Origin of the sequence: Roseateles sp., assembly GCF_965262435.1 — a bacterium.
Lineage (GTDB): Bacteria > Pseudomonadota > Gammaproteobacteria > Burkholderiales > Burkholderiaceae_C > Paucibacter_A.
On the sequence record NZ_OZ253537.1, the window covers coordinates 4,050,403 to 4,074,970 of the forward strand.

The 24,568-nt window shown below is 65.2% G+C and carries 20 protein-coding genes and 2 tRNA genes; 6 read left to right on the forward strand and 16 right to left on the reverse strand.

Annotated elements, in window-relative coordinates; genetic code table 11:
- Nucleotides 1-77: 77 nt before the first annotated feature.
- From ACQY39_RS17475 to ACQY39_RS17485, 3 genes are read left to right on the forward strand one after another with little or no spacing between them, the layout of a single operon-like run.
- The gene (locus ACQY39_RS17475; RefSeq protein ID WP_428508361.1) at nucleotides 78-1,973 is read left to right on the forward strand and encodes a patatin-like phospholipase family protein; all 1,896 of its coding nucleotides are present in this window, start codon (nucleotides 78-80) and stop codon (nucleotides 1,971-1,973) included.
- A 44-nt stretch (nucleotides 1,974-2,017) separates the two neighbouring features.
- On the forward strand, nucleotides 2,018-6,031 hold the full coding sequence (locus ACQY39_RS17480; protein WP_428508363.1) for a non-ribosomal peptide synthetase: 4,014 nt from the start codon (nucleotides 2,018-2,020) through the stop codon (nucleotides 6,029-6,031).
- Nucleotides 6,028-6,735: a TVP38/TMEM64 family protein gene (locus ACQY39_RS17485; RefSeq protein WP_428508365.1), complete on the forward strand. Its 708-nt coding sequence runs from the start codon at nucleotides 6,028-6,030 to the stop codon at nucleotides 6,733-6,735. Before ACQY39_RS17480 ends, ACQY39_RS17485 begins: the two co-directional genes overlap by 4 nt.
- 20 nt (nucleotides 6,736-6,755) lie before the next feature.
- Here ACQY39_RS17485 and ACQY39_RS17490 read toward each other — a convergent pair whose 3' ends face one another.
- The 8 genes from ACQY39_RS17490 to uvrC form a co-directional block, all read right to left on the reverse strand.
- Entirely contained in the window at nucleotides 6,756-7,166 is a 411-nt protein-coding gene (locus ACQY39_RS17490; protein WP_428508367.1) for a low affinity iron permease family protein, read from the reverse strand.
- A gap of 174 nt (nucleotides 7,167-7,340) precedes the next feature.
- Nucleotides 7,341-7,416, reverse strand: a tRNA-His gene (locus ACQY39_RS17495).
- A 135-nt stretch (nucleotides 7,417-7,551) separates the two neighbouring features.
- Entirely contained in the window at nucleotides 7,552-9,468 is a 1,917-nt protein-coding gene (locus tag ACQY39_RS17500) for a SurA N-terminal domain-containing protein (protein WP_428508369.1), read from the reverse strand.
- 114 nt (nucleotides 9,469-9,582) lie between these two features.
- Nucleotides 9,583-9,658 (reverse strand) — tRNA-Val (locus ACQY39_RS17505).
- A 44-nt stretch (nucleotides 9,659-9,702) separates the two neighbouring features.
- On the reverse strand, nucleotides 9,703-10,044 hold the full coding sequence (locus ACQY39_RS17510) for an HU family DNA-binding protein (RefSeq protein WP_428508371.1): 342 nt from the start codon (nucleotides 10,042-10,044) through the stop codon (nucleotides 9,703-9,705).
- A 171-nt stretch (nucleotides 10,045-10,215) separates the two neighbouring features.
- Nucleotides 10,216-10,782: a CDP-diacylglycerol--glycerol-3-phosphate 3-phosphatidyltransferase gene (gene pgsA, locus ACQY39_RS17515; RefSeq protein WP_428508373.1), complete on the reverse strand. Its 567-nt coding sequence runs from the start codon at nucleotides 10,780-10,782 to the stop codon at nucleotides 10,216-10,218.
- A 122-nt stretch (nucleotides 10,783-10,904) separates the two neighbouring features.
- A complete protein-coding gene (locus ACQY39_RS17520; RefSeq protein ID WP_428508375.1) occupies nucleotides 10,905-11,432 on the reverse strand; it encodes a hypothetical protein in 528 nt (175 codons plus the stop codon).
- A 40-nt stretch (nucleotides 11,433-11,472) separates the two neighbouring features.
- Nucleotides 11,473-13,533, reverse strand: a complete 2,061-nt coding sequence (gene uvrC / locus ACQY39_RS17525; protein WP_428508377.1) for an excinuclease ABC subunit UvrC — start codon at nucleotides 13,531-13,533, stop codon at nucleotides 11,473-11,475.
- A gap of 33 nt (nucleotides 13,534-13,566) precedes the next feature.
- Between uvrC and earP the strand changes: the two genes are divergently transcribed.
- The gene (gene earP, locus ACQY39_RS17530; protein ID WP_428508379.1) at nucleotides 13,567-14,646 is read left to right on the forward strand and encodes an elongation factor P maturation arginine rhamnosyltransferase EarP; all 1,080 of its coding nucleotides are present in this window, start codon (nucleotides 13,567-13,569) and stop codon (nucleotides 14,644-14,646) included.
- A 241-nt stretch (nucleotides 14,647-14,887) separates the two neighbouring features.
- On the forward strand, nucleotides 14,888-15,442 hold the full coding sequence (gene efp / locus ACQY39_RS17535; RefSeq protein ID WP_263520386.1) for an elongation factor P: 555 nt from the start codon (nucleotides 14,888-14,890) through the stop codon (nucleotides 15,440-15,442).
- An 81-nt stretch (nucleotides 15,443-15,523) separates the two neighbouring features.
- On the opposite strand, the gene ACQY39_RS17540 is transcribed toward efp, so the two are convergent.
- Both ACQY39_RS17540 and ilvB read right to left on the reverse strand, forming a co-directional pair.
- Nucleotides 15,524-17,215, reverse strand: a complete 1,692-nt coding sequence (locus tag ACQY39_RS17540) for a diguanylate cyclase domain-containing protein (RefSeq protein ID WP_428508381.1) — start codon at nucleotides 17,213-17,215, stop codon at nucleotides 15,524-15,526.
- Nucleotides 17,216-17,382: 167 nt separating this feature from the next.
- Nucleotides 17,383-19,197 carry a biosynthetic-type acetolactate synthase large subunit gene (ilvB, locus tag ACQY39_RS17545; protein WP_428508384.1) on the reverse strand — a complete coding sequence of 605 codons (1,815 nt, stop codon included), beginning with the start codon at nucleotides 19,195-19,197 and terminating at the stop codon, nucleotides 17,383-17,385.
- Nucleotides 19,198-19,297: 100 nt separating this feature from the next.
- Between ilvB and ACQY39_RS17550 the strand changes: the two genes are divergently transcribed.
- On the forward strand, nucleotides 19,298-19,759 hold the full coding sequence (locus tag ACQY39_RS17550; RefSeq protein ID WP_263520383.1) for an Lrp/AsnC family transcriptional regulator: 462 nt from the start codon (nucleotides 19,298-19,300) through the stop codon (nucleotides 19,757-19,759).
- A 71-nt stretch (nucleotides 19,760-19,830) separates the two neighbouring features.
- Here the strand turns inward: ACQY39_RS17550 and ACQY39_RS17555 are convergent, their stop codons facing one another.
- The 6 genes from ACQY39_RS17555 to ACQY39_RS17580 all read right to left on the reverse strand — a co-directional run bounded on the left by ACQY39_RS17555 (nucleotide 19,831) and on the right by ACQY39_RS17580 (nucleotide 24,541).
- A complete protein-coding gene (locus ACQY39_RS17555; protein ID WP_428508386.1) occupies nucleotides 19,831-20,259 on the reverse strand; it encodes a hypothetical protein in 429 nt (142 codons plus the stop codon).
- Between the two features lie 34 nt (nucleotides 20,260-20,293).
- Nucleotides 20,294-21,166, reverse strand: coding sequence for a 2OG-Fe(II) oxygenase (locus ACQY39_RS17560; protein ID WP_428508388.1), 873 nt, complete (start codon nucleotides 21,164-21,166; stop codon nucleotides 20,294-20,296).
- Between the two features lie 37 nt (nucleotides 21,167-21,203).
- Entirely contained in the window at nucleotides 21,204-21,989 is a 786-nt protein-coding gene (gene yaaA / locus ACQY39_RS17565; protein ID WP_428508390.1) for a peroxide stress protein YaaA, read from the reverse strand.
- A 106-nt stretch (nucleotides 21,990-22,095) separates the two neighbouring features.
- Nucleotides 22,096-23,454: a TolC family outer membrane protein gene (locus ACQY39_RS17570; RefSeq protein WP_428508392.1), complete on the reverse strand. Its 1,359-nt coding sequence runs from the start codon at nucleotides 23,452-23,454 to the stop codon at nucleotides 22,096-22,098.
- Nucleotides 23,455-23,532: 78 nt separating this feature from the next.
- Nucleotides 23,533-23,886, reverse strand: coding sequence for a rhodanese-like domain-containing protein (locus tag ACQY39_RS17575; RefSeq protein ID WP_428508394.1), 354 nt, complete (start codon nucleotides 23,884-23,886; stop codon nucleotides 23,533-23,535).
- Nucleotide 23,887: 1 nt separating this feature from the next.
- Nucleotides 23,888-24,541: a protein-L-isoaspartate O-methyltransferase family protein gene (locus ACQY39_RS17580; protein ID WP_428508396.1), complete on the reverse strand. Its 654-nt coding sequence runs from the start codon at nucleotides 24,539-24,541 to the stop codon at nucleotides 23,888-23,890.
- Nucleotides 24,542-24,568 lie beyond the last annotated feature (27 nt).

A 24,568-nucleotide genomic window follows, 5' to 3' on the forward strand; every position in this document is an offset into this window, starting at 1 on the left:
GGCGTCACCCGACGCGCGGGCTTTTTCTTTGTTCTTTCTGCCCGCACGGGCCTGCGAGCGGCAGCTAGACTGCCCCGATGGAGTTCCTGCCCGAACACATCCACCGCGAGGCCAGCTTGGCCAAGGTCTTGGCCATGTTGCAGGCCAGCCCGGTGTTCGGTGGCTTGCCTGCCGGGATCTTGAATGAGCTGGCCGAGGCCATGGAGGTGCAGCAGGTCCAGGGCGGTGCCACCGTGCTGCGCGAGGGCGAAGCCTCCGACACCATCATCTTCGTCATCAGCGGCGGTCTGCGCGTGACACGGCGCGACGCCACCGGCCAGCGCTTGCTCTACAACCAAGTTCAGCCCGGCCAGAGCATCGGTGAGTTGGGCCTGATCCTGCAGCAAGCGCGAGCCCAGGACCTGAGCGCCGTGCGCGACTCGCGTCTGGCGGTGCTGAGCCGCCAGGCCTATCAGCGCCTGCTGCAGCGCCACCCGACCGAGCTCTGCCAGGTCTTCGTCCAAGCGGTGTACGAACGCCTGCGGCCCCAGCACGAAGTACCGGTGCCGCAGCGCATGGCCCAGACCTTTGCACTGCTGCCGCTGCAACGGGAGCTGGATCAAGACGGCTGCAGTACCGCCTTGGCTGAGGACCTGTGCCGCTGCCTGAGCCTGCAGGGCCGCAGCGGCCACCTGCGCGAAGTGCGGGCCCCTGCCAGCGGAGCGCCGCAGCTGCTGCTCAATGGCCAGGCCTTGCCGCGCGAGGCCCTGGCGCATCTGGAAGACCGCTTTGACTTCATCGTCTACCAGGCCTGCCATGCCGATGATTTGGGTGCTGAACCCGAGGCATGGACGCGCTTCGCATTGCGCCAGGCCGATCAACTGATCTTGCTCAGTGGCGCCCACGCCCCGAACACACCCAGCCGGGTTGAACAGGCCCTGTTGGCCGGCGATGGCAACGCGGCACTGAAGCGCCAGCATTTGGTCTTGCTGCACGACGCCCATGAAGCTCAGCCGGTGCTGCCAACGCCGTGGCTGATGGGGCGCACCCTGGAGCGCATTTACCCGCTGCGCCGGGCCCGCCTGGGCGACACCCAGCGCCTGGCCCGCTTCCTGACCGGCAGCGCTCTGGGCCTGGTGTTGGGCGGCGGGGGCGCGCGTGGCTTTGCCCATCTGGGCGTGTTGCGCGCGCTGCAAGAAAGCCAGCTGCCTGTGGATCTGATCGGCGGCAACAGCATGGGGGCACTGATCGCCGCGCAATACGCCTGCGGCCACAGCCTGGAGCAGATCCTGAGCCAGACGCGCCGCTTTGCCGCCGGCGGCGAGCGCCTGACCTTGCCCCTGGTGTCCCTGGTGGCCGGCCGGCGGGTCGAGCGCGACCTGCGCCGCATGTTCGGCGAGCGCCTGATCGAACAGCTCTGGTTGCCCTTCTTCGCCGCCGCCTGCAATCTCAGCGAAGGCAACACCAGCACCCTGGACCAAGGCCCGCTTTGGCGCGCTGTGCTGGCCAGCAACTCGCCGGCCGGCCTGTTCCCGCCCGTGCTGCAGGGCGGCGCGCTGTTGGTGGACGGCGCCATCCTCGACAACGTGCCGGTGCAGGCCATGCGCGTGCGCCTGGGCACGCCCCTGGAGCGACGCCGCGGCAATGGCAGCATCATCGCCGTCGATGTCGATGTGCGCGCCAGCCTGCGCGCCGACAGTGGCCTGGCGCGCCTGGGCAATTGGCAGGTGCTCAAGCGCTGGCTGCGCCCGGGCGCTCCAGCCGCGCCGGGAATTGCCGACATCCTCTACAGCGCCGGCCACATCGGCAGCCTGGGGCAGCGGCAGCGCGCGCGCGCGCAGGCCGACCATTACCTCGAACCGCCCGTGGCAAGATTCGCCCTGATGGCCTACGCCCAAGGGGCCGAGATCGCCGAATTGGGCTACCGCCACGCGATGGAACACATCGAACAATGGGATCGCAAGCAGCTGTTGAATCTCAAGGCCAAGACCTGAGCGTCGATCCGGTCGCGTCGGGCCTTGCGGCTGAGAGCGCAGCCATGGACCTGCCGCTGTCGCTGAGCCAGCGCGAGGTCTGGCTCGATCAACGCGCCTGGCCCGGCAGCGCGCATCTCAATATCGGTGGCGGAGCCCTGCTGCGCGGCCCGCTGGATGTCGCCCGGCTGCAGGCGGCTTTGCGCCTGCTGGTGGCCGCCCACGATGCCCTGCGCCTGGCCCCTGATTTGCACGGACACCAGCGCTTGCTGCCGGCCTGGGACGCGCAGTTGGAACGGGTCGACTTGCACTGCGCCTCAGACCTCGAAGCCGAGCAGGCCATGGAACGCTGCTGGAACGCTCGCATGGGCGAGCCCTTCGCCCTCGACGGCAGGCCGCCCTGGCGCTTCCTGCTGCTGCGCGCGCACGATGCCCTGCACGGCTTGAGCATCCAGTTTCACCACCTCGTGATGGACGGCTGGGGCACAACCCAGCTGATGCAGGCCTGGTGCACGATCTACCAAAGCCTGGAGCCCGGGGCCACGTCTACGCCGAGAGAAGCCTGTGCTGGCGCACGCTACCGTGACTTCATCGAGGACTCACAGCGCTACCGTCAATCGGCCTTGTTCGAACGTGACGCGGCTTTCTGGCGGCAACAACTCACCGGTCTGGCACGGGGCGATCGCCAGCCTTTGGTGGCGCGGCGCGCCCAGCCGCAAAGCATCGATGCACGCGAGTTGCCAAGAGCCCAGCTCTTCCATCTGCCCCTGGATGCCAGCGCCTATGCCCGCATGGAGCAAGCCGCCAAAGCCCAGGGGCTGAGCAGCTTCAATGTCCTGCTGGCCGCCATGGCCCTGTACTTCGGGCGCCTCAGCGGTCAGCGCAAAGTGCTGATCGGCGTGCCCAGCCTGAACCGCAGCGGCCAACGCTTTCGCCAGACACCGGGCATGTTCACCGGCCTGCAATGCCTGCTACTCGACCTGGACCAGGCCGGCACCGCCAGTGGCCTGATGCAGCAGGCGGGTACGCAGATGCAAGCGGCCCTGCGGCATGCGCGCTACCCCTTGAGCGAGCTGGCCCATGAACTGCCGGGCCTGCATCTGAACGGCCAGGGCGAGGTGCTGGAGCTGCTGCTGTCCTTTGAACGCCAGGACTACCGCCTGCAGTTTGGCGCGGCTCAACTGACGGAATCGCGCCAGCTGTTCAGCGGCCGCGCCCGCTTCCCCCTGGCGATGACGCTGTGCGAATTCGACGGCGGCGCCGCACCCGCCCTGGTGCTCGAGGCCAGCAGCGCCTGCTTCGAGGCGGAAGAAACGGCCTTGCTGGCGCGACGGCTGTGGCAGCTCAGCCTGAGCCTGGCGGCGCAGCCCGAGCTGGCGCTGGACCTGATCGAACTGCTGCCGGCCGAAGAGCGCTGGGCCCTGCTGCACGGCCTGCACAAGGACCTGGCCCAGCTTGAGGCGCCGCAAACCTGGCTGAGCCAGTTCCGCCATCAGGCCGGCCTGCAGCCCGAAACCTGCGCCTTGGTCTGGGATGAGCACGACACCGTCGCAACCCTGAGTTATGCGGAGCTCCTTGCGCGCGCCGAAGCGCTGGCCCGGCAGCTGCGCCGCCTCGGTGCCGGGCGCGACCGGGTCGTGGCCTTGGCCATGGAACGCTCGGCCGAGATGGTGGTGGCCCTGGTCGCCATCGGACTGGCGGGCGCGGCCTTCCTGCCCTTGGACCCGCAAGCGCCGCCGGCCCGGTTGGCCGGGGTGTTGCTGGACAGCGGCGCGGTGGCCCTTTTGCTCGATGCCGGCGGCCCGTCGGTATTGAGCGAACTGCCGGGCCTGCAGCAGCGCAGCCTGCGCTTGCCTCAGACCTGGCCCGAATTCCCGGACTCGAACGACCGAACTGCCTCGGACGAGGCACGCGCCGAAGACCTGGCCTATGTGCTCTTCACCTCGGGCTCCAGCGGCCGCCCCAAGGGCGTGATGATGGAACACGGCGCCCTGACACGACGCCTGGCCTGGCTGGCCAAGAGTTGGGGCATCGGCCCGCAGGACCGGGCCATCCAGGGCACCCAACTTGGCTTTGACCCGGCCCTGGTGGAGCTGCTGCTGCCGCTGAGCCAGGGCGCCAGCATCGCCCTGCCGCCGCCGGGCCGCGTGCATCCGCGCCGCCTGGCCGAGCTGATCCAGAAGCACGGTGCCAGCTTCGGCGCCTTCGTGCCCAGCACCCTGGCCGGCTTGGTGGACGCCTGGGCGCTGGCGCGCCGACAAGGCCTGCCGGCACCTAGTCTGCGGGTCGCCTGCTGCGGCGGGGAGCTGCTGCCTCCGGCCCTGGTGCGGCGCTTTCAGGCCTTGAGCAGCGCCCAGCTCTACAACTTCTACGGCCCGACCGAAGCCTGCATCTTTGCCAGCGCCTGGCCCTGCCCGCCGGCCCCTGCCGAAGTCGGGCCAGACGCGGGGCAGGCCGACATCACGGAAATCCCCTTGGGCCGCCCCATCGACGACGTCCGCATCTATGTGCTGGACGAGACCATGCAGCCCCTGCCCTTCGGCTGCAGCGGCGAGATCTATATCGGCGGCGGCGGTCTGGCGCGCGGCTACCTCGGGCGGCCCGAGCTGGACGCGCGCGCCTTTGTGCCCGACCCCTGGGCTCCCAGCACGTCGGGGCAGCCCCCCGCTCGGCTGTACCGCAGCGGCGATCGCGGCTGGCTGGACGCCGCCGGGCTGCTGCATTTCAACGGCCGCCTGGACCGCCAGGTCAAGCTGCGCGGCCAGCGCATCGAACTCGGCGATGTCGAAGCCGCCTGCCTGCGCCTGCCCCTGGTGCAACAAGCGGCCGTACAACTGCTCACCGAGGCACAGCCGCCGCGCCTGCATGCCTGGCTCGCCGGCACTGGGCTGACAGAAGGCGATCTGCCACGCTTACAGGCGGGTTTGCGCCAGAGTCTGCCCGAGGTCATGCGCCCGAGCTCCTTCAGCCTGCTGGCCGAGTTGCCGCTCGGGCCCCAAGGCAAGGTGCAGTTGGCCGGTTTACCGCTGCCCGCGCTGCTGGGGTCGTCTGCAGACTCTCTGGCCCCTGCGACCAGCGGCACGCCACGAGCGCCCAGCAATGCCTTGGAGCACAGGCTGCTCGAACTCTGGACTGAAGCCCTGCCGGCGGCCGCCCGATCCGCTCAGATCGCACATGGCCAGGCTGGCCGGACCGGCTACATCGACCTGGACGCCGACTTCTTTGCGCTCGGTGGTGACTCTCTGGCCGCACTCGGCGTACTGGCCACGCTGGAGGACGAACTCGGTCAACGCCTGCCCTTGCAACTGATGCAAGACCACCCGAGCATCGCGGCATTGGCACGGGCCTTGAGTCGGCCCCTGGTGCCGCCGGGCGTGTTGCACAAGCTGAGCCATGTGCAGTCGGGCGCGCAGCGACTCTTCGTCGCCGCATCCGGTCATGGCGATGTGCTGCGGCTGCAGCAGCTGGCGCAGGCCCTGGCCGGCGAGGTGGACGTCTTCATATTGCAGCCGCCGCTTCAGGAAGAGCCGCTGAGCATTGGCGCCTTGGCAGCGATGTATGCCGATGCCATGGCCGCCGAGGGCGACTCGACGGCCTGGCTGGCCGGCTTCTCGGTCGGAGGTGTCACGGCCCTGGCGGCAGCTGTGGAGCTGCAGCAACGCGGCCAGGCGCCGGCCGGCTTGCTGCTGCTGGACACCATCCACCCCGAAGCCGTGTTCGGCGGCACCACGCCCTGGCGAACGCTGGGCTGGCTGGTGCGCAAGCTCCACGTCCAGGACCTGAGCCTCAATGGCCGACGCCTCGGCGCCATGTTCAGCGACCCGGGCCTGGTGCTTCAGGTCCAGGCCCTGCGCGGCCATCGCTGCCAGGCATTTTCGGGACGAGTCTTGCTGCTGCAGTCGGCCGGTCTGGCCAAATGGCACAAGCTGCTGTTCCAGGCTTGGGGGCGGCTGCTGCCCGAACTGCACAGCCGCCAGGTGGCTGGTACGCATGGTTCCATCTTCGATTCGAGCCACGTCGACACCCTGGCTGACGAGCTGCTCAGCTTCATGCGAGCGAAGACAGGGACTCAGGCATGAAGCAAAAGGAAGAACCGACGCAAGCCGCTGCCACGCGGCGCCTGCGCCTGCGTGCGGCCGGCCTGGCCCTGCTTCTGTTGCTGCTGCTGGGCCTGAGCCTAGGCTGGGCCTATTCGCCCTGGCGCAGCGAAATCGATCCGGCGCAGCTGCTGCCAAAGCTGCAGCGCCTGGGCCAGTGGATGGGGCCTTGGGCAATGGCTGCCTTGATGACCCTCGCCCTGGTGTTGGCCGTGCCGCTGATGCTGCTCACCGTACTCGCCCTGGCCGCCCTGGGGCCGACAAACGGACTCTTGTGCACCTTGGCTGCAGGGGTTGCGGCAGCCGGCTTGAGCCATGGCATCGGCCATTGCCTGGGTCATGCGGCCCTGCAAGCCCTGGCCGGCCCGCGCCTTCAACAACTGAGCCAGGCCTTGGCCCGGCGGGGCCTGGTCGCCGTGATCTTGATCCGCTGGCTGCCGATTGCGCCCTTCGCCATCGTCAATATGGTGGCGGGTGCGAGCCACATACGCCTGAGAGACATGATGCTCGGCACCTTGCTGGGCATGTTGCCGGCGACCTTGGCTCTGGCCTTTTTCATGGACCGCTTGATGCATGCCCTGGAAAGCGCCCAGGCCAGCGATGCCTGGCGCTTGCTGGCCGGCCTGATCCTGCTGGGCGTCGCCGCCTGGCTGCTGCGCCGCTGGGCCGCGCGCCGGCAAACCTGACTCGCGCAGCCGGGCCCCGCTCAGGGCTCAGGCGTGCCGGTGTCCTGCTCGCCGCGGGTGAGCTCACTGCGGGCACCGGCGGCCAGCGCTTGGTAGCGCCCCCGGAACGCGTCGAGCTGGTCCTGCTCCAGCTCTTCCAGATCCAGCAGTGCATTGTGAGCGCCACGGGTGGCCCGGATCAGCTCGTCGAGCTTGACCTGGATCGCCTCGGTATCCCGGTTCTGCGTGTTCTGGATCAGGAACACCATCAGGAAGGTGATGATGGTGGTGCCGGTGTTGATGACCAGCTGCCAGGTGTCGCTGAAGCCAAACAGCGGCCCGGTGAGCAGCCAGACCAGGATGACCGCCACGGCCAGCGTGAACACCCGCGGGCGACCACAGAAATGGGCGGTGGCCTTGGCAAAGCGCGAATACCAATTGCTGGTCGGCATGTAGAGGACTCCTGACGCGCCCGCAATGCGGGCCGGAGTCGCAGTGTGAGTCATGGCGAACCCGGGTCGGCAAAAAACGAGTAGCTCGCCTTCCGACATTTCGCGCTCAGCAGCTTTTTCGTTTCCAAAACGGAAAAAGCCCTCAAGCATTCGCTTGAGGGCTTTTCACGATTTTGGGGTGGCTGATGGGGCTCGAACCCACGACAACAGGAATCACAATCCTGGACTCTACCAACTGAGCTACAACCACCGTCGAGACATAGATTATAGAACGATTTTTTAAGGCAGCGCAAGCACTTTTTAAAAGATGGCAGCGCTTCACCCAAAAGCTTCGTTCATCACCTCCATTCGGCCGCTCGCTTGAGCAACCGAAGAGAGCGAGTTATTACGGAGCGCTGGCCGAGGCGGCAGCCATCGGCGCCTTGATCACGGCCTTGTAGCGCGTCTTCAAAGCATTGAGATAGGCCTGAGCCTCGACACCGGACCAGGCTTGAGCATATTGAGCGGCGGCGCGCTTGGCATCCACCACGGCCGGGTCACGCGGCAGGACCTTGTTGATACGAGCCAGCACATAGCTGCCATCGCCTGCATCGATGCCGACCACGGCGGGCAGCTTGCTGGCATCGGCCGAAAGGATGCCCTCCAGCACCTTGCGCGGCAGGTCGCGCGGCAAGGCACGCGAGACCACCACAGCGGCTTCCAAGCCACCAACTTCAGAGGCGCCGGCCTTCTGCAGCTCAGCCACGCGAGCCGCACCAGCCTTGGCGGCCTGGGCGCCAGCCAGTTGACGAACCAGCTGGCTGCGCACCGTGTCCTTGACCTGAGCCAAGGGCAACAGATGGGCCGGGTTGTGCTGAACCACGCGAGCCGCAACCATCTGGTTCGGTGCTGATTCGACGGCTTCGGTGTTGCGCTTGTTGCGCAGGGAATCATCCGAGAACACAGCCTCCAGCAATTTCGCCGAGGCCAAGGGGCCGCTGGCACCAGGTGCCGGCTTGCGTTGCACGGTGGCGTTCAAGACAGAGAGCTTGAGCTTGTCGGCCACCGGCTGCAGGCTGTCGGATTGCTCGTAGACGCCGTTGCTGAATTGCTCAGCCACTTCGACATAGCGCTTCTGAGCCAGTTGCTTGCGCACCTCGGCTTCGATCTCGGCGCGCACAGACTCAAAGCTCTTCTTGTCGCCGCCACGCACACCGGTCAGCTGAATGATGTGGTAACCAAATTCGGACTCGACGACATTGCTGATCTCGCCCTGCTTGAGCGCATAGGCAGCGTCATCAAAAGGCTTGACCATGGCGCCGCGGGCGAAGAAGTCCAGATCACCGCCATTGGTGGCCGAGCCTTCATCCTGGGAGTTCGTGCGCGCCAGCTCGGCGAACTGGGCCGGATTCTTGCGCAGCTGAGCCAGCAACTCTTCCGCCTTGGCCTTAGCCTTGGCGCGTTCGTCGGCCTTGGCGTCTTGAGCGGCCTTGATCAGGATGTGGCTGGCACGGCGCTCCTCCGAGACCGTGTAACGGGACTGGTTCTCGCTGTAGTACTTGCGCAGGTCTTCGTCGCTGAAGCTGACGCCGGCCTTCAAGGCCTCCAGGTCGAGCACCATGTACTGGATCTGAGCGTTCTCAGCCACCTGGAACTGGGCAGCGTTCTTGCTGTCCTTGTAGAAGGCTTCGAGCTCGGCATCGCTGGGGGCGATGGCTGCGGCGAAATCCTTGGCCTGGAAGCGCTGCAACTGCACCTCGCGCTGCTGCAACAAGGCATCAAAGGCCACGGCCGCATTGGCCTCCGAGGCCAGACCGGAGCTCGTCAGACCTGACGCCACCTGGCGCAAGGTCAAGTCCTGACGCAAGCGTTCGACAAACATCTGCGAGCTCATGCCCTGAGCGGCCAGCAAGCTCTTGTTCAAGCTGCCGTCAGGGTTGCGCAGGAAGGCGAACTGAGGGTCGTTCATGAACAGCGACTGCAAACGCTCATCGCTGACGAACAGATGCTCATCCTTGGCGGCTGCTTGCAAGACACGCTCACGCACCAGACCGTCCAGGGCTTCGCGCTTGACTTCAGGCGAGTCGAGCAGCTTGGCGTCCAGATTGGGCATCTGGCGGCGCATACGGTCAGCCTGGTCACGCTGCGCGGCATCCCACTCGGCTTGGGTGATTTTCTGACCCGCCACCGTGGCCACGCCCGAATTGGCGCCATCCATGAGGCTGGTGTAGCCCTCGATACCAACCAAGGCGAACGAGGGCAGGATGAGAATCAGCAAGACCAGCTGAAACAGGCGATTGTGTTTACGGACGAAATCAAACATCGAAACCTCAGACATGCAGACACGACAAAGGCGAACCGGAGTTCGCCTTTGCGTGGGACGGCCTTCTAGGAGCCAAAGCCCACGTCCAGACAGGCTGTCGGACTCGGGCAATACTGGTGGGTGCTGACGGGCTCGAACCGCCGACCTGCGCCGTGTAAAGGCGACGCTCTACCAACTGAGCTAAGCACCCGGGTAAACCGGTAAAAAACGAAAAAACGAGGCTGACGCCGAACTTCAGTTGACCGCGTCCTTGAGGGCCTTGCCGGGCCGGAACTTAGGCACTTTGGCAGACTTGATCTTGATCGCATCGCCGGTGCGGGGGTTGCGCCCCGCACGCGCAGCGCGCTTGGTCACACTGAAGGTGCCGAAGCCTACCAGAGAAACGGAACCGTTCTTCTTCAGCGTGGTCTTGACGCCGCCGATCACGGCCTCAAGAGCACGGCCCGCAGCGGCCTTGGAGATGTCTGCCTGCTGGGCAATGTGCTCGATCAGTTCCGACTTGTTCAATTGTTTCCCCTCAAAAGGAAGTGCGTCCGCGCGGCACTTGCAGGCCTCGGCTTCGCTGACCTGAAGCAAGCCGGAGCTGGCCTGAAACTCGCGGGGAAACGGATTCTATGCGCATTCAGCCGACCCGCCTGACCGGGAAAAGCCCCGATACAAAAGACACCGTTCACCAACAGTGGTTGCGCCGCTGAAAGGTTCTACAGAGCGGAGCTAGCGCGCGAGATCCGCACACGCGAGACCTACTCAACGCGCCTTGGCGCGGATTTCCGGCAGGGCTTTCTGGAGGTAATAGACCATGGACCAGATGGTCAAGACCACGGCAGCAAGCAACAACCAGGTGCCCCACAAGCGAGTCGGCAGGAAGCCGAACAGCACGCCATCGAAGAGCAGAAAGGGAATCGCCACCATCTGCGCCATGGTCTTGAGCTTGCCCACCATGTGCACGGCCACGCTGCCCGAGGCCCCAATCTGGGCCATCCATTCGCGCAGGGCCGAGATGGCCATCTCGCGGCCGATGATGACCAGGGCCACCATGGCATTGACGCGACCGAGTTCCAGCAAGATGAGCAATGCGGCACAGACCAGCATCTTGTCCGCCACCGGGTCCAGGAAGGCACCGAAGGCCGAGGTCTGGTTGAGTTTGCGGGCCAGATAGCCATCCAACCAGTCGGTCAACGCGACCAGGATGAACAGCGAGGTGGCAAACAGGTTTTGGCTGTCTTTGCTCAGGTCCAGATAGAACACACCGACGACCAGCGGAATGGCGACGATGCGGGCCCAAGTGAACAGGGTTGGCAGGGTGAAGAACATCCGCCCATTGTGCCCAAACAAAACCAGCGACCTCCCACCTTTTCAGGCCTTTTGAGCCGAGACACCGAGTGACTGGCCTGGCACAGGCCCGACTGTCTCTTTATTGCCGAGGCACCAGGCCCTCAGTCGAGGGTTCGCGGCTTGAAATGGCGGTTGTCGTTGAACAAGAAGGTCTCGCTGAACTTCCAGGGTTCAGGCATGCGCGAGACATTACCGAAGGGCGCGGCGCGGTGCACGGCGTCAATCGCCAGCTGCAAGGTGTCCGGCGCCTGCCCCGGTCGGCGCAAGATGTTGATGCGCTTGATATGGCCGTCATGGCGCAACTCCACTTCCAGCACCGGAATCGCCAGGAGCACCGCCGGCACCTGGCCCATATAGGTCATGTGCGGGTTGGCCGCGACCAGCCTCAGCGCGGCCTGCTTGCGCAACTCGTCATGGCTGCGCACGGGGCCGGGTGGCGGCAGCCCCGTCTTGGCCGTATCCACGGGCTTGGGCGCCTCGCTCTTGCTCGGCAAAGAGGCAGGAGCTGTACTGGGAGCAGCGGCCGGTGCCGGCGCCGGGGCGGGCGAACGCGGCCCGCTGGAGCAGCCGGCCAGCGCAAGTGCCAGCCCGAGCGCCGCCCAGGCGCAGACGCGGGCGGACCGCGCCATGGCGAGCGCCCGTTCGCCAGAGCCACCACACAACTCATCATCAGCGCAATACACGATAGATCTCCTCTGCCAGTTCCTTGGAAACGCCCTTGACGCTGGCGATCTCTTCCACACTCGCGGCGGCCACGCCACGCACACCCCCGAAGCGCTGCAAGAGTTGCGCGCGCTTTTTCGGGCCAATACCGGCCACATCCTCAAGCTTGGAGCCGCCGGTGCGCACCGCGGCCCGCTTGGCACGCATGCCGGTGATGGCAAAGCGGTGGGCCTCGTCTCGGATCTGCGCCACCAACATCAGCGCGGCCGAGTCGCGACCCAGATAGACCTTGGGCCGGCCGTCGGCGAACAGCAATTCTTCCAGACCGACCTTGCGCCCCTCGCCCTTTTCCACGCCGACGATCAAGGACAGATCCAGCCCCAGCTCCTCGAAGACCTCGCGCGCCATAGCCACCTGGCCGCGGCCGCCATCGACCAGCACCAGATCGGGCAGACGCCCGGTGCCTAGCTGAGCGGCCTCGGCCAGCTTGCTGTAGCGCCGGGTCAGCACTTGGCGCATGGCCGCGTAATCGTCGCCGCCGGTGATGCCCTCGATGTTGTAGCGCCGGTACTGGCTGCTCTGCATCTGGTGCGCATCAAACACCACACAAGAGGCCATGGTCGCCTCGCCCGCAGTGTGGCTGATATCAAAGCATTCGATGCGGAAGGCATCCAACTCCTGCACAGACAACTCCAACGCATCCACCAGAGCGCGGGTGCGCGCCTGTTGCGAGCCTTCTTCGGCGAGCAGGCGCGCCAGCGCCAGTTCGGCGCCCTTGACGCACATTTCCTGCCAGATACGGCGTTGGCCACGCGGCTGCGATTGCGTGGTGACCTTGTAGCCAGATTGCTCACTCAAGGCCTCAGAAAGGGTTTCGTCCACCAACTCACTAAGCACGATCAACGAGGGCACATGGGCATCGAGGTAATGCTGAGCCATGAAGGCCTCCAGCACCAGGCGCTCGGGGGAAAAGACACTGAGTTGCTCGTCATCACCCAGGGAGACGGCGGTCGCTTCCTCGACATGCTTGGGAAAGAAGGCGCGATCACCCAAATGGCGGCCACCGCGCACCATGGCGAGGTTGACGCAGGCGCGGCCGCCTTGCACCTTGGCTGCCAGGATGTCGACATCGCGGTCACGGCCGGTGGCGCTGTTCTCATCCACCGACTGCTGCTGCAACACCCGCGCCAGGGCCTGGATCTGGTTGCGCACCTCGGCTGCCAGCTCGAACTGCAAGGCATCCGAATAGGCCATCATCTGCGCCTGCAGACCATCCATCACCTCTTGCGTCTCGCCCAGCAAAAAGCGTTCGGCGTTGCTGACGTTGCGGCCGTAATCGGCACCCTGCCCTTCCGGCACGCAAGGGCCTGAGCAGCGGCGGATCTGGTACAGCAGGCAGGGTCGTGAACGGTTGTTGAAAACCGTGTCCTCGCAGGTACGCAGCTTGAAGACCTTCTGGATCAGCTGGATCGATTCCTTGACCGCCCAGCCGCTCGGGAAGGGGCCGAAGTAGCGATGGCGCCGGTCCACCGCGCCGCGGTAGTAGCTGATGCGCGGGAACGCATGGCCGCTGAGCTTGAGGTAGGGATAGCTCTTGTCGTCGCGGAACAAGATGTTGAACTTGGGGTTCAGCGCCTTGATCAGGTTGTTTTCCAGCAGCAGCGCCTCGGACTCGGTGCGCACCACCGTCGTCTCCAGGCGGGCGATGCGCGCCACCATCATGCCGATGCGCGTGCCACCGTGGTCCTTCTGGAAATAGCTGGAGACGCGCTTTTTGAGATGCTTGGCCTTGCCAACGTAGAGCACCTGATCCTGGGCATCGAAATAGCGATAGACCCCAGGCAACCCAGGCAAGGCCGCCACCTCCTGCAAGATTCGTTCACGCTGCTCACGCGCCACCTGCTCGACCTGCTGCACCCGCTGGGCCTCGGCCTCCTCGACGATGCGACGCTCGGCCGCCCACTGAGTCTGGGCCTGCTCACCGAGGGCGCGGGCATCGGGCTGCGCTGAGGCGGCAGCCATCTCTTGCTGGATATCGGGCAGGTTCTTGGAATCAGGCACTGGCATGGCCCGCATTGTGCCCGCCTCGATAATCCCGGCATGAGTCTGAGTCCGTGCCTGGTGTGGGATCTGTTCTGCCGTGTGATCGACAATTTCGGCGATGTCGGTGTCAGCTGGCGCCTGGCCCGCGACCTGGCGGCGCGCGGGCAGCGCGTGCGCCTGTGGATCGACGACGCGGCGCCGCTGCGCTGGATGGCGCCCTGGGGCTGGCCGCCCGGCATCACGGTCCACGACTGGCCATCCAGTGAAACCGCAGACGAAGCTGGCGATGTGGTGATCGAAACCTTCGGCTGCGAGCTGCCGCCGGGGTTCGTGGCCCGCATGGCCGCGCGCGCCACGGCGCCGCTTTGGCTGAATCTGGAGTACTTGAGCGCCGAAGCCTATGTCGAGCGCAGCCACGGCCTGAGTTCACCGCAGTTCAGCGGCCCCGGACGCGGCCTGGACAAGCGCTTCTTCTACCCGGGCTTCAGCCCGCGCACCGGCGGCCTGCTGCGCGAGCCCGGCTTGCTGCAAGCACAAAGCCGCTTCGACGCCAGCGCTTGGTTGGCAGCCCTGGGTCTGCAGCGCCGGCCGGGCGAGCGCATCGTCAGCCTGTTTGCCTACCCCAACCCGCGCCTCGCCGATTTGCTCGCCACCCTGGCCGAACAGCCGACCCTCTTGCTGGTCTGCCCCGGCGCGGTTCAAGCGGAGTTGCTGCAGCGCGAGCTGCCTGCCCCGCTGCGTCTGCATGCCCTGCCCTTCGTCAGCCAAGACGAGTTCGACGCCCTGCTCTGGGCAGCCGACCTTAACTTCGTGCGCGGGGAAGACTCGTTTGTGCGCGCCCAATGGGCGGGCAAGCCTTTTGTCTGGCAGATCTACCGCCAGGACGACGGCGCCCACGGCCCCAAGCTGGACGCCTTCCTGGACCTGTATCTGCAAGACGCAACTGCCGAGCTGGCCGCGGCGACGCGCAGTTGTTGGCGCCGCTGGAACGAACTGGAGACCGGCCACTTGCGGCTGCCAGCCGAAGAAACCGCCGCAAGAACCGCCGCTACTCAGGCCCTGCACTGGCGTGCTCAATTGGCGCCCCAGCAGGACTTGTGCAGCCAACTGCTCGGCCTGGCCCACAAATCAAGCTAAAATATAGGGCTTTGTTGCGCCGCAAGACCGGGCACGACACCTCGATGAAGCCGTCAAAGGCTGGCATCTCAAGACAGCAGACCCTGCTTGTTTGACCAAAGTTCAGCGGACCCGCGGGTCGTCTGACCCACATCAATCAAGCAATGGCCTGGGCCCCGAAGCAATAGCGCGTGATCAAGAAAAAGCGCGTGATCAAGACGCCGGGCCATCCCGAAGAACTTCTCTCCAAATCGGAACACTCATGAAGATTGCTCAAGAAATCCGCGCCGGCAACGTGATCATGCACGGTAAAGACCCGATGGTCGTGCTGAAGACCGAATACAGCCGCGGCGGCCGCAATGCAGCCACCGTGCGCATGAAGCTGAAGAGCCTGCTGAACAACTCGGGCACCGAAGTCGTGTTCAAGGCCGACGACAAGATGGACCAGGTCATCCTGGAAAAGCGCGACTGCACCTACACCTACTTCGCTGACCCGATGTATGTGTTCATGGACACCGAGTACAACCAGTTCGAAGTCGAAGCCGAGAACATGGGCGACGCCCTGTCCTACCTGGAAGACTCCATGCCCGTGGAAGTGGTGTTCTACGACGGCAAGGCCATCTCGGTTGAACTGCCCACCTCGCTGGTGCGTGAAGTGACCTGGACCGAGCCGGCCGTCAAGGGCGACACCTCGGGCAAGGTCCTGAAGCCCGCCAAGATCTCCACCGGTTTCGAAATCCCCGTGCCCATCTTCGTGGCCCAGGGCGACAAGATCGAAATCGACACCCGCACGCACGAGTACCGCAAGCGCGTCTGAGGACGCAGAGCCTGGGCCCTCGCGGCCCGGTCGCTCGGAACAAAGCCAGGCCTGCTCACGCGGCCTGGCTTTTTTTGTGCTTCACGCCGCCGCGCCGTAAAAGCAAACCCGGTTGTGGCCTGAGTGCTTGGCCTGGTACATGGCCTGGTCGGCCTGCTTCAAGATCTCGGCCGGATCGACTTCGCCGGCACGGAACACCACCACACCAATACTGGCCGTGCAGGGGTAGCTGAAGGACTCGGCAAGTCCCTCCGCCCCGGGTTCGAGTTCAAGGTTGACTTCACAGTCATCCGACTGGCGGCGCAAGACATAGGGTTCGGCCAGCGCCTGTCTGACTTTTTCTGCGATGACCGCGGCTTGAGAGCGAGCGACATCCGCCTCGCCGCTCAGCTCGACCGTCAGCACGACGAACTCATCGCCACCGAAGCGCGCCACGGTGTCCTGCTCGCGCACATTGCGCCGCAAGCGGCCGGCCGCCTCCACCAGCAGTTGGTCGCCGGCCACATGACCATGCTGGTCATTGAGCGGCTTGAACTGATCCAGGTCGACGAACATCAGGGCGCTGTGACAGGTGCTGCGCTTGCTCATCGAGATGGCTTGGCCCAAACGGTCGATCAGCAGGCGACGATTGGGCAATTGAGTCAGCGGGTCCAGCACCGCCAGCAGGCGAATCTGGTCTTCCATGTCCTTGCGTTCCCTGATCTCGGCCTCCAGTTGGCGAGTGGACAACTCCATGCGCGCCGTCATGGCATTGAAGGCCTCCGCCACCTCCCGCAATTCACGCGGCCCCTCAAGCACCAGGCGTGCGCCGAACTCGCCGCTGTGGATCTGCCGGGTGACGCCCTCCAAACGCGCAAGCGGCCGAGTGATGCGCCGGGCGATCAGAACGGCCATCAAAGTCAGCGTCAACAAGGCAGCCGAAGCCACGACCAAGGCCAGCACGGCACGGCGTCGGGATTCCGCATAGACCACCGAGGCCGGCACCCCGACAAAGGCGACCCAACCGGTCTCCGGCATGACTTGCACCGAAAAATAGCGCCGGACGCCATCAACGGCCAGGCTCTCGAACTCACCGCTGCCGATCTCGGCAATGCGACGCGCGGCTTCTGCTTTGGGCTTGCTGCCGATCACACCCTCGGGATCGAGATTGCGCCAGATCAGCGTGCCATCACGCGCGATGAATCCGTAACGGCTCTCGGCCGGCAGCCACTGATCAGGAACATTGGGGTTGAAGCTACTCAAGTCCAGCGGCAGGTAGACCGCACCAACCAGCTCCTGGCGCGCATTGCGCACCGGGGCCGCAATGACCGAGACCCACTTTCCGGTGATCAAACCCTTGTGGGGCAGGCCGACCATGGGGCGTGGCTCGCGCAGAAACTCCTGAAACCAAGGAATGTCCTGCACGCTGACCGCCTTGCCCCCGGGTAAAGGATGGGCCGAGCACAGCACCCGCCCCTCGAGATTGGCATAAACCACATTGGCATAGGCCGGGTTCATGGACAGCAAGCCTGCCAACGCCGGGTCGCATTGCTGCTCATCCATCAACTGCACCAGTGGCCGCGCAGCCAAGCGTTCCAGGCTTTGCTGCGCCTTGCTCAGGCTGCCACCGGTGTTGCGAATCATGGTTGCCGCCAAGGTCCGCAAGGAGGTCTTGGTCTGTTCCACCGTGTGCTGCATGTCAAGATAGATGCCCAGACCCAGCAAGCCGAACACCGGCACAGCGGTGGCCATGAAGAGCAGCAGCAAATAAGTCCGTACCGACAGGGTCTGCATGAGCAACTGGCTGAAAAGCGCCGCCTTGGTTCCGTGTGATCAGCCAGGCGCCTTCAGGGCCGCACTGCTGTCAGTGGCGCTTCAATTTAGCAGTTGCAGCGAGCCTTGGCGCAGGAACAAATCGCTTCATCACGATCACAACAGCCGACGGCCAGCCGGATAGCGTGTCAAGGCACCGGCTGATCCACGCCGGGCTCCACATAGGCCTTGTTTTTGCCCAGCCAGACTTCCTGATGGCCGGCGCCCGCCGGAATCATGGGGAAGCAGTTTTCTTCGGCCAGGACCTGAACATCGAGAAAAAGCGGCCCCGTGCTGGCCAGGCATTGCTGCAGCGCGGCGTCCAGGTCCTCGCGCCGCTCGACCCGCAAGGCCTGCCAGCCAAAGGCACGCGCCAGGGCCACGAAGTCCGGCAGCGCCTCGGTGTAGCTGTGGCTGTAGCGGCCGCCGTGGATCAACTCCTGCCATTGCCGCACCATGCCCATGCGGCCGTTGTTGGACAGCACCAACTTGACCGGCAGGCGGTGCTGCACGGCGGTCGACATTTCCTGGATGTTCATCAGCACCGAGGCGTCGCCACTGACGCAGACCACCAGCTCATCCGGGTATGCGATCTGCGCCCCCAAAGCGGCGGGCAAACCGTAGCCCATGGTGCCTGCGCCCCCCGAGGTCAGCCAGCGCCCGGGGGCCTCGAAGCGCAAATGCTGGGCCGCCCACATCTGGTGCTGGCCCACATCGGTGGAGACGATGGCGCCCTGCCCCGGCCTCTGCTGCTCGGTGGCCTGCTGCAGTTGGCGCATCAAGGCCTGCGGCAGGATGGCGCCCACGCCAGGGTCATCAAAACCGAAACTATCGGCGGCACGCCAGGTGGCGATGCGCGCCCACCAAGCGCGCAGATCCAGGGTTTGCGCCCGCCTGACCCAGCCTTGTTCCAGGGCAGCCAGCGTGGCCGCACAATCACCGGGCAAAGCCACATCAGCGGGCACCACCTTGCCAATGGACCCCGGGTCGATGTCCAGATGAATGACCTTGGCACCGGGGCAGAAACTGTCCAGGCGGCCGGTGACGCGGTCGTCAAAGCGCGCACCAACACAAACGATCAGGTCGGCGTGATGCATGGCCAGATTGGCCTCCAGACTGCCATGCATGCCCAGCATGCCCAGCCACTGCGGGCTGGAGGCCGGGAAGGCGCCCAAGCCGAGCAGGGTCAGGGTGCAAGGCGCACCGGTGGCCAAAACCAAGCGCTGGAAGCTCGTGCAAGCAGCGGCGCCCGAGTTGATCAGGCCGCCACCGCCGTAGAACACCGGACGCCGCGCTGCGGCCAGCAGGTCGAGCGCAGCCGCAACAGCGGCAGCATCCACCTGCGACGGCGGCAGCGGGGCCTGGACCGGCGGCTGCCATTGCGAGGTCGGCAGCGCCTGCAGCTGGATGTCCTTGGGAAAGTCGATCAGCACCGGGCCGGGTCGCTCGCCGCAAGCGCGCCGGCAAGCCTCTTGCACCGTGGCCGCCACCTGCTCGACCGCGCGGATCTGCACATTCCATTTCGTCACCGGCTTGGAAATGCCCAGGGCGTCGCATTCCTGGAAGGCGTCGGTGCCGATGGCCGTGGTCGCCACCTGGCCGCTGACGCAGAGGACCGGAATGCTGTCGCAAAGCGCATCCAGCAAGCCGGTGGTGGTGTTGCTCATGCCGGGCCCTGAGGTCACAAACACCACACCGAGCCGGCCGGTGCTGCGCGCATAGCCCTCGGCCGCATGCACGGCCGCCTGCTCGTGGCGGACCAGCACATGGCGCAGACGCGGCTCGGCATGCAGGGCGTCGTAGAGCGGCAGCACGGCGCCGCCGGGATAGCCGAACACGGTATCCACGCCGAGAGCCAACAGGCTGGCAATCAAGGCCTGCGCACCGTTGCTCGGGACGGCGGGCTGAAGAACCGGGGCGAGATCGAGATCCCCGGCGAACAAGGTTTCGGGCAATGCACTCATGCCAGCACTGTGCCCAAGAAGCGCCAGCAAAGGCTGCCGAATTTTTCCTTGAATCAGCAAGCCATAAGCAAAATTTGCTGCGAAGCTAAACTCCCACAGCATGAAGCTCGACAAATTCGATTTCGCCATCCTGGCCTGCCTGCAGCAGGACGCCCGCATCAGCCTGCAGGAACTGAGCGGCCGAGTTGGTCTGACCAGTTCACCCTGCTGGGCGCGCATCAAGCGCATGGAGGAAGCCGGCGTGATCGAGGGCTATGCCGTGCGGCTCAATGCCGCCAAGATCGGCTTGGCCGACACCGTGATCGTGCAGGTGACTCTGGACAACCATTCCGACGAGGCCTTGTTCGAATTCGGCCGCGCGCTAGAGCAGATCCCTGAAGTGCTGGAGGCTTTCCTGGTCTCGGGCGACTACGACTACTACGTGCGCATCGCCGTCTCGGACACGCGCGACTACGAGCGCCTGCTGCGCGAGCGCCTGTACAAGATCCCGGGCATCCGCCACAGCAAGTCGAGCTTTGTGCTGCGGCAACTGAAGCAAAGCCAGCTGCCTTTGCGGAGCTGAGCGCCTGGCCTTACCGCTGCTGCACAGGAGCCCGAAGTCTCCCGACTCCAGGCAAATGCAGCCGCCGGCCTTCAGTGCGCCTTGCGCTTGGCCGCGGCCTGATGGGCCTTCTTCTTGCTATTCTTGCCGCCTTCGGCCGAGGGCTTCTTGCCCTTGGCGCCGGCCATGCCGCGGGACGTTTTGGCCTTCGCGTTGGCACCGGACGCCTTGGCAGACGCTTTACCGGCCCCTTGGCCTGCAGCCTTGCCCGCCTTCTTGGCCGCCTTATTGCCCGCCTTATTGCTTACCTTCTTGCTGGCCTTGGCCACCACTTCTGGCGACGTTTGCTTGGCCGCAGCCGCCGCATCTTCAATCTGATGCAGGCCCACCACCGCAGGCGCCACCGGCTGCGGAGTCTGGATGACGGTGCCTTGACTGCTGATCTGGCTGTGCGCTGCACCGGCGCTCAGCACGCCCAGCAGACCGGCGCACAGGGCGATGACGATGTTCTTGTGGTTCATGACTTGCAACTCCTGAATCACTCTCAAATTCCCCTCAAACAAACACACCCTGACGCAGCCACTTGGTCGCCACCCACTTCTCGCCCTCGCGCACCGGCGCACCGCCGTGCAGGGTCAGGGTCTGGGGCTGCGGCCTGTCGTAGCTGAAGAACACGGCATTGCCTTTGACCGGCAAGACATCGAGGCCGATGTCAGGAAAAATGGTGGCGCCGCCCGCCGTCGGCGTGTTGAGGTACATCACCAGCGTGCCGACCCGCTGACCTCCGCGCTTGAGGATGGCCGGCGTGCTGCTCATGCCAGGGTCGAAGTAATCGTAATGCGGCAAATACTCGGCACCGGGCCGGTAACGCAAAACTTGCAGGCCCTCGCCATGGTCCACCGGCCAATTCAGCAAAGCGGCCAGGCGCGCTTCGATGCGGCGGATCAGATCGTTCTCGCCACGCTCGAAAAACATGCCCTCGCTGGTACGCGCGGCATTGACCTCGCTGCCGCTGTCCTTGGCCGCCACGGTTTCCGAGCGGGCCAGGCGCGCCTCGGATTGGGCCACCATGGCGTCGCATTCTTCATCCGATAGCAATCCGCCGAACACCACCACGCGGGGGTGGCGCAGGCTCAGCAGCACGCGCACGGCGCGGTCGCCGATCTGCAGCACCGGCGCCCCACGGCTCAAATCAGGCTCGGGCACCGGGCTGCCGGCTGCGGCCTCACGCACCGCCGGGCTGATGCCCGCGGCCATGGGCTGGACCAAGGAAGGATCCAGGGTCTGCGCCAAGGCACTCGCGGCCACCGAAGCGTCCCAGCCGCTGCTTTGCATGGCGGCCAGCAATTGCTCCTGGCTGCAACCCTGGGCGAGCTGCGAGGCGATCCACTGGCGCAGATCGGCGGTGATCAGTTGTTGTGCACTCATGGTGAACTGAGGGACAAAGAAAAGGGGTGAATAACCTTCAATCGGCCTGACGACGACGGAACACCAGGCGCTCGGGTGTCGACACTTCGGTATGGTAGCGGTAGCCGTCGAGATTGAAGTCCAGCAGGCCCGCCGGCGTGTCTACACCCTCGGTGATGGCGAAGCGGGCCATCAGGCCACGCGCACGCTTGGCAAAGAAACTGATGATCTTGTATTGGCCGTTCTTCCAATCCTCGAACACACACTCCAGCACCCGCGGCTGCAAGGCCTTGCGATCGGCAGCCTTGAAATACTCCTGCGAGGCCAGGTTGACGATCACCGGCACCTGGCTGGAGGCCGCGCGGGCGTTGAGGTGCTCGGCCAGTCGGTCGCCCCAGAACTGGTACAGATTGCTGCCGCGCGGATTCGCCAAGCGGGTGCCCATCTCCAGGCGGTAGGGCTGCATCAAATCCATGGGGCGCAGCACGCCGTACAGGCCCGAAAGAATCGCCACATGGTTCTGCGCCCATTGCAGCTGCTCGGGACTCAGGCTGACGGCCTGCAGGCCGTCATAGACATCACCATTGAAGGCCAGCACGGCGGGCTTGCTGTTCTTCTCGGTGAAACGCGGGCGCCAGGCTTGGTAGCGGGCCACATTGAGCTCGGACAAGGCATCGGACAGGTCCATCAGGCGGGCGATGTCCGCCGGCGTCTGGGTCTTGAGTACCTGGATCAATTCACTCGACTGGGCGGTGAACTGGGGCTGGGTGATCAGCGGCTTGAGGGCCTCGGGAACCGGGGTTTCATAGTCCAGTGACTTGGCGGGAGAGAGCAAGTAAAGCATGGCCGGTATTCTCGCCCAGCCACCATGACAGACCCGGGCGCAGCCAAGAAAAAGCCCGCCGGAGCAGCAAGCTCGGGCGGGCTGAGCAGGCCGGAGCCCGCAGCGTTTACTTGGCCAGTAGCTGATTCACGGCCGACACATCCTCGGGCTTGAGCTGGCCCGAGGCCTGGCGCAGCCTGAGGCTGGTCATGACCACGTCGTAGCGCGCCTTGGCCAGGTTCTGCTGGGTGTTGAAGAGCTGAGTCTGGGCATTGAGCACGTCCAGATTGACCCGCACGCCGACCTTGTAGCCCAGCTGCGTGGCTTCCAGCGCCAGCTTGGACGAGGACTCGGCCGCTTCCAGCGCCTTGACCTGTGCGGTCAGCGACTGCACGCCGAAGAAGGCACGCTTGGTGCCCTCGGACACGGCGCGGCGGGCGTAGTCGAGGTCGTTGCGCGACTTCTCTTCCAAGGCCAGGGTTTCCTTGATGCGGTTCTGCGTGGCGCCGCCGGTGTAGAGCGGCAGGCTCAGGGTCACGCCGAGGCTGGCCGTGCCAGTCGTGCCCTTGAGCTGGGCACCGGAACCACGAGCATCCTGGGCGCCCAGGGTACCGTTCAAATCGACGGTCACGCCGTCAGCCGCGCGGGCCTTGCCGATCTCGAGCTTGGCCACATCGAGGCCAATGCGGGCCTTGCGAATCAGCGGGTGCATCTCTTCCGCTTGAGCGACCCAAGGGTCCACGGTCAGCGGCGTCACAGCCGGCAAGGCGACCGGCACCGCCAAAGGCTTGGGCGTCACGCCGCTGCGGCCGACCAGCTGGTCCAGGGTCACGCTCTTGATGCGCAGATCGTTCTCGGCTGCGATCTCGGTGGCCAGGGCCAGGTCGTAGCGGGCTTGCGCTTCGCGGGTGTCGGTGATGGTTTGGGTGCCGACTTCGAAATTGCGCTTGGCCGAGGCCAGCTGCTCAGAAATCATGGCCTTGCTGGCGCGCGCTGTGCCGAGCACGTCCTGTGCACCCAGCACATCGAAATAAGCTTGCGCGACACGCACAATCAGGTCCTGTTCGGCGCTCTCCAGGTCGGCCTGGGCAACGGTCAAACCCAGCTGAGCCTGGGCCATGGTCAGCTTGTTGCCCGGGTTGTACAAGGCGTACTTGCCTTGCAGACCGGCCGACAGCGTGCTGGCACCGACGCGGCCAATTTTCGGCGGGTCAGTTTCGTCGCGCTTGGCCGTCACCCCGAGGCCGAGGCTGGGGCGCGCCAAGGCATCGGCCTGAGCCGCCTTGTACTGGGCTGAATCCGCCAGCGCACGGGCCGACAAAAATTGCGCATCGAAAGCGCGGGCGGCGTCGTACAGCTCTTGAAGACTTTGCGCCTGGGCGCTGCCAGCGCCGGCCATCAACAGCGCCAGCGCCATGCCGATACGGCTCAGGGCACGGCCCGGGTTGGAGGAATGGCGCGAATTCATAGCACGTGGGTCACGCATGAGCTTCCTTGTCAGCGATTAGCTTTTTGAGTCCTGAGCCGTGATCCTAGCGGGATGCACGCTTGTTGGGTTTGGTCATCAATAGCGCGGCACGCCAGGGTCCACCTGCAGCGACCACGCGTCAATGCCACCGGCGAGGTTATAGACGGAATCGAAGCCCTGGCGCTGCAGAAATGCGACGACTTGCTGACTTCGCATGCCGTGATGGCAATAACAGACGATGGATTGCAGGCGGTCGAGCTCGTCCAGACGCTCGGGCAGCTGCCCCATGGGAATCAATTGCGCCGGCACACCCTCGATGCGAATGCTGGCCAGCGCCGCTTCCCAGGGTTCACGCACGTCCAGCAGAAGCGGCAAGCTCGCCGCGTCCGCCCCAGGTGCGCTGCGCGCACACAGCGCATGAAAGTCAGTGACGCTCAGCGACGGCTGCATCTCAGAACTGGAAGCTGCTGCGCTCGGTGAAACCGTGCAGGCGCGGCGCCACGGTGTCGAACAGCTCGACGGTGCGGTAGTTCTTCTCGTCCACGCGGGTGATCAGCTGGGCGCGCATGACCGGCTCTTCGCCCACGATGGCGGCCAAGCGGCCTCCGACCTTGAGCTGAGCCAACAGCGCGGCCGGCACCTCGGCCACCGAACCCGAGAGCAGGATCACGTCAAACGGAGCTTCCTTGGCCAGGCCTTGGGAGCCATCTTGCTCCAGCACGGAGACGTTGAGCACGCCGGCGCGCTTGAGATTGAGGGCGGCCTGGGCCGCCAACTCGGGATCGATCTCCAGGCTCAGCACGCGCTGGGCGCGGTGGCCCAGCAGCGCCGCCATGAAGCCACTGCCGGTGCCGACTTCCAGCACCTTCTCGTGCCGTGCCACTTTCAGTTCCTGCAGCAGGCGGGCCTCAACGCGCGGCGCCAACATGCGCTGGCCGCCGGACAGAGGAATCTCGGTGTCCATGAAGGCCAGGCCCTTGCAGGCCGCCGGCACGAAATCTTCGCGCTTGACCACCGCCAAGAGCTGGAGCACATCAGCGTCCAGCACGTCCCAGGGGCGGATCTGCTGTTCGATCATGTTGAAGCGGGCTTGTTCGATGTTCATCTCGGTCCAGTCTTTTGCGTGTTGTTC